The organism is Streptomyces sp. SID1328 (genome assembly GCF_009865595.1).
In the GTDB taxonomy this organism is placed as follows: Bacteria; Actinomycetota; Actinomycetes; order Streptomycetales; family Streptomycetaceae; genus Streptomyces; species Streptomyces griseoluteus.
In genome coordinates this window covers 1-4871 of the sequence record NZ_WWKH01000044.1, presented here as the reverse complement: position 1 = coordinate 4871, position 4871 = coordinate 1, and the positions used below count along the sequence as shown (strand labels likewise).

Here is a 4871-nt window from a genome sequence, read left to right as displayed (position 1 = left end):
CTACCTGGACTCGAACCAAGACTAACTGAACCAGAATCAGTCGTGCTGCCAATTACACCATAGACCAATGATGGTTTAGACCAGTCAGTACCCCCGACCGGATTCGAACCGGCGCTACCGCCTTGAGAGGGCGGCGTGCTAGGCCGCTACACAACGGGGGCCCTAGCGATTCCGAGTGATCGGAACCAGTACCCCCGACCGGATTCGAACCGGCGCTACTGCCTTGAGAGGGCAGCGTGCTAGGCCGCTACACAACGGGGGCTCGCGGACAAGATCCGCGGGTGCAGATGAGCTCTGCGAGCTGGCCTACCTGGACTCGAACCAAGACTAACTGAACCAGAATCAGTCGTGCTGCCAATTACACCATAGGCCACTGGAACGCAAGCCCCGAGCGGGGATCTTGTTCTAGCAGATGCGCCTGGGGCCCGGCCTTTCGGCCCGTTCCCCTCGGCGCAGGAAGAACATTACCCGAAGGTGGACGGGGCTCCAAAACGGGTATCCGCGCGGACCAGCGCCGGGAGTTCGGCGAGGCTGGTGATCCGGTGCGCCAGGACCGTCCCATCCGGCCGCGCGTGCGGGCCGCCCCGGTCGATCCATACGGACATCATCCCGGCCTCCGCCGCGCCCCGCCCGTCGATCTCCGGATGATCCCCGACGTACGCCACCTCGTGCGGGGGCAGCCCCAGCCCCTCACAGGCGGCCAGGAAGGCCCCGGCGGCCGGCTTGGACACCCCCAGCTCGACGGCGCACAGCACGGACTCGAACCGGTCCCGCAGGCCCAGGGTGCGCAGCTTGTGCTCCTGGACGGTCAGGCTGGAGTTGGACAGCACCGCGTGCCGGTGCTCCGGGAGGGCGTCCAGGGCGGGCAGCACGTCCGGGAAGACCTGCCAGGCCGCCTGGTAGTGCCCGACGTAGCGCAGAAACCATTCCTCGGCTTCGGCGTCACTGAGTTCCGCGCCCAGGAACGCCCGCACCCGGTCCAGCCGCTGCCCCTCGAAGGTGGCCTCCCCCGCCGCGTGCCGCGCCCAGTGGGCCTCGGTCGCCGTCCGCCACGCCGCGAGCGCCTGTTCCGGCGTCTCGAACCGAGCGAGCAGCCCCTCCGCCAGGAGGTGCGCCCGCATGCCCTCACGGTCGGCGGTGGTGTAGTCGAAAAGGGTGTCGTCCACGTCCCAGACCACGGCTCGGATACTCATGGGCCGACGGTAACGGGCGCCCGCCCCCGCGGCAGCGCGCCGGAACGCCGAGGGGCGGCATCCGGTGGCCGGATGCCGCCCCTGGCGGTGTGGCGTTCGTTACGCCGCGAGCCGCGCCAGTGCCGCGTCGATGCGGGTCAGGGTCTTCTCCTTGCCGAGTACCTCCAGGGACTCGAACAGGGGGAGGCCGACGGTGCGGCCGGTCACGGCCACGCGGACGGGGGCCTGGGCCTTGCCGAGCTTGAGCCCGTGGGCCTCGCCGGCGGCCAGGACGGCCTCCTTGAGGGATTCGGCCGAGGTCCAGTCGGCGGACTCGAGCTTCTCCCGCGCGGTGCGCAGCAGCGCGTCCGAGCCTTCCTTCATGGCCTTGCTCCACGAAGCCTCGTCGAAGACGGGCTCGGGCAGGAAGAGGAAGTCGACGTTGTCGGTGATCTCGGAGAGCACCTTGAGCCGGGTCTGGGCGTGCGGGGCGATCGCCTGCCACTTGGCCTCGTCGAAGTCCTCCGGTGCCCAGGGCGCGACCGGGGCCTTCAGCCACGGGGCGCAGCGCTCGGTGAAGTCCTTCACGTCGAGCAGCCGGATGTGGTCGGCGTTGATCGCCTCGCACTTCTTCAGGTCGAAGCGCGCCGGGTTGGGGTTCACGTCCGAGATCTCGAAGGCGGCCACCATCTCCGCGATCGAGAAGATGTCCTGGTCCGCCGAGAGCGACCAGCCCAGCAGGGACAGGTAGTTGAGCAGACCCTCGGGCAGGAAGCCGCGCTCGCGGTAGAGGTTGAGCGAGGACTGCGGGTCGCGCTTGGAGAGCTTCTTGTTGCCCTCGCCCATCACGTACGGCAGGTGGCCGAAGGCCGGGATCTGCTTGGCGATGCCCAGTTCCATCAGCGCCTTGTACAGGGCGATCTGGCGCGGGGTGGAGGAGAGCAGGTCCTCGCCGCGCAGGACGTGGGTGATGTCCATCAGCGCGTCGTCGACCGGGTTCACCAGGGTGTACAGCGGGGCGCCGTTGGCGCGCACGATGCCGTAGTCCGGGACGTTCTCCGGGAGGTAGGTGATCTCGCCGCGCACCAGGTCGTCGAAGGTGATCGCCTCGTCCGGCATCCGGAAGCGGACGATCGGCTCGCGGCCCTGGGCCTTGAACTCCTCGACCTGCGCGGCGCTCAGCTCGCGGCAGTGGCCGTCGTACCCGGAGGGCTTGCCGGCGGCGCGGGCGGCCTCGCGGCGGGTGTCCAGCTCGTCCTGGGAGCAGTAGCAGTGGTAGGCGTAGCCGCCGTCCAGGAGCTTGTTCGCGACGTCCTGGTAGATGTCCATCCGCTGCGACTGGCGGTACGGCGCGTGCGGGCCGCCGACCTCGGGGCCCTCGTCCCAGTCGAAGCCGAGCCAGCGCATGGCGTCCAGGAGCTGGTTGTAGGACTCCTCGGAGTCGCGGGCCGCGTCGGTGTCCTCGATCCGGAAGACCAGGGTGCCCTCGTGGTGGCGGGCGAACGCCCAGTTGAACAGGGCGGTGCGCACCAGGCCCACATGGGGGTTACCGGTGGGCGACGGACAGAAACGGACGCGTACAGGTGCGCTAGCCACGCTTGACAACCTTGTTGGTGAGAGTGCCGATGCCTTCGATGGTGACGGCGACCTCGTCGCCGACGCTCATGGAGCCGACGCCCGCGGGGGTGCCGGTGAGGATCACGTCGCCGGGGAGCAGCGTCATGGCCTCGGAGATGTTGACGATCAGGTCCTCGATGGGGTGGACCATCTCGCTGGTGCGCCCGAGCTGGCGCTGCTCGCCGTTGAGGGTGAGCTGGACGGTGAGGTCGTTCGCGCGGGCGAGGTCGATGTCCGTCTCCACCCAGGGGCCGAGCGGGCAGGAGGAGTCGAAGCCCTTGGCGCGGGCCCACTGCTTCTCGGCGCGCTGCACATCGCGGGCGGTCACGTCGTTGGCGCAGGTGTAGCCGAAGATGACGTCCTTGACGCGCTCGCGCGGGACCTCGCGGCACATGCGGCCGATGACCACGGCCAGCTCGGCCTCGTAGTGCAGTTCCTTGGTGAAGGGCGGGTACTGGATGTCGTCGCCGGGGCCGGTCACCGAGGTGGAGGGCTTGAAGAAGGCGAACGGGACGTCCGGCACCTCGCTGCCCAGTTCCCTGGCGTGCTCGGCGTAGTTGCGGCCGAAGGCCACGACCTTGTTGGGGAGCACCGGGGGGAGCAGCCGGACCTTGCTGAGGGGCACCTTGGTGCCGGACAGCTCGTGGTCGGCGAAGGGGATGCCCTTGATGATGTCGAGGACGAGCTCGTCCTGCTTGTCGCCCTCGACCGCGCCGAAGGCTACGTTCCCGTCGATGGAGAATCTGGCGATGCGCACGGGATTCTGGCGCCTCTCACTGAGAACCGGCGTACTGACGTCCCAGGTTAACCGGTCCGCGCGTCCGGCGTTCGGCCGGTGGTGCGGGCGGCGGTTATACGGTGCGGAAACGCGGGCGGATTAATTCGGGATTTCCGATGGTCACGGGCGACTGCCCGGCGGGGCGGTAACCCAGTGGTGGCACGGGCCGCCCGGGCACGGAGGCCGGGCGGGGGCGCATTACGGGTAATGCCGCCGGACGGTGCCGGAAAATGCGCGGGCCGGGATTAGCGGGAGAGCCGATATCCCTCGCCGTGGCGGTAATCCCTCGGGCCCGGAAAAAGCGAGCGCGGCCCGGCGGGCCGTCACGGGTGGACGGTCCACCGGGCCGCGCTCGGGCGGGACGGGTGCGCTCAGACGCCGGCCTCGACCACGGCGGAGGCGGGCAGCTCCATCAGAATGGTGCGCCGGGGGTTGGCGGTCCGGTCCGGGAGGTCGGTGGGGTGCTCGGGCAGCTCGGCGATCCGCAGTTCGCCGGCGTCGTTCAGGTGTGCCAGCGTCGTGCGTCGCGGGTTCGCCGTCGTCTGGAACATCATCGTCGTCTTCACCGTTGTCGTCCTGTGGCGTCGTGATCGGGTGGGAATGGGCAGAGCCGCTCATCCTGTAAAGCGTCAGGCTAAACATGCGAATCCCCGTCACTCACGTGAACCACCCATGATCGGGGTGTGAGTTTGCTCACTACCAGCCACACAAATGGGTCAATTCAGACTGCGGGTCTTGAGCGATGAAACGGACATTGGTCGCCTGAACCCACCATTCCGCTCCTGATCATGGCGACTGGGACACCGTTCGAGCGTCCCGCACAGGCGCTCGACTCGCCGGAATTGCCCGCCTATACGGGTGATCCGGTTCCACCCGTCGTGACCCCCGGATCACGCGCCGTCACGTAGGTCACAGCTCGGGGTACGTCCCTTGTTGGAGATCCGGCACTGTGCTGGAATGCCACGGACCGCCGCAGGAACGAGCCGGCACAGGGGGCGCGACGCCGCGCCGAGTGGCGGTGAGCAAGGGGGGAATCCAGCGCCGGTCACTCAAGACCACACGGGGGGCGTATTCAGGGCGCCCTTCATGACGCCGACACCGTGTCCCGCCGTTCACGCGGAGGGGCGCCTGGTCCAGAGGTTGCGACGCTAGTGCAGGGACGTTTCAAGAGGGATGGCAGCGCTTCGGCCGAGCCGGAGCCGCACGGCGGGACCGACCGTGGTTCCTCGCACCAGCACGCCCAGAGCGCCGGCAAGGGCCCGTCCGGCGACAACGGCGAGCGCGGGGGACGCCCCGGCGCGTCC

Annotated in this window: 4 protein-coding genes and 3 tRNA genes; all 7 read right to left on the bottom strand. The window is 68.9% G+C overall.

The annotated features are described in order from the left end of the window. Positions 1–88: 88 nt before the first annotated feature. The 7 genes from GT030_RS01450 to GT030_RS01420 all read right to left on the bottom strand — a co-directional run bounded on the left by GT030_RS01450 (position 89) and on the right by GT030_RS01420 (position 4133). A tRNA-Glu gene (locus tag GT030_RS01450) sits at positions 89–161 on the bottom strand. Between the two features lie 28 nt (positions 162–189). After that, positions 190–262, bottom strand: a tRNA-Glu gene (locus GT030_RS01445). Between the two features lie 39 nt (positions 263–301). After that, positions 302–373, bottom strand: a tRNA-Gln gene (locus GT030_RS01440). Between the two features lie 91 nt (positions 374–464). Further along, positions 465–1193, bottom strand: coding sequence for an HAD family hydrolase (locus tag GT030_RS01435; RefSeq protein ID WP_202459550.1), 729 nt, complete (start codon positions 1191–1193; stop codon positions 465–467). Between the two features lie 99 nt (positions 1194–1292). Further along, entirely contained in the window at positions 1293–2777 is a 1485-nt protein-coding gene (gene gltX, locus GT030_RS01430) for a glutamate--tRNA ligase (protein ID WP_161199437.1), read from the bottom strand. After that, entirely contained in the window at positions 2761–3546 is a 786-nt protein-coding gene (locus GT030_RS01425; protein ID WP_161199436.1) for a fumarylacetoacetate hydrolase family protein, read from the bottom strand. The genes gltX and GT030_RS01425 overlap by 17 nt, the downstream gene beginning before the upstream one ends. A gap of 392 nt (positions 3547–3938) precedes the next feature. Further along, positions 3939–4133, bottom strand: coding sequence for a hypothetical protein (locus GT030_RS01420; protein ID WP_086695064.1), 195 nt, complete (start codon positions 4131–4133; stop codon positions 3939–3941). Positions 4134–4871 lie beyond the last annotated feature (738 nt).

Excerpts from the sequence above, each read along its gene's own strand:
- GT030_RS01435 (WP_202459550.1), bottom strand. The coding sequence starts at position 1,193 with ATGAGTATCCGAGCCGTGGTCTGGGACGTGGACGACACCCTTTTCGAC.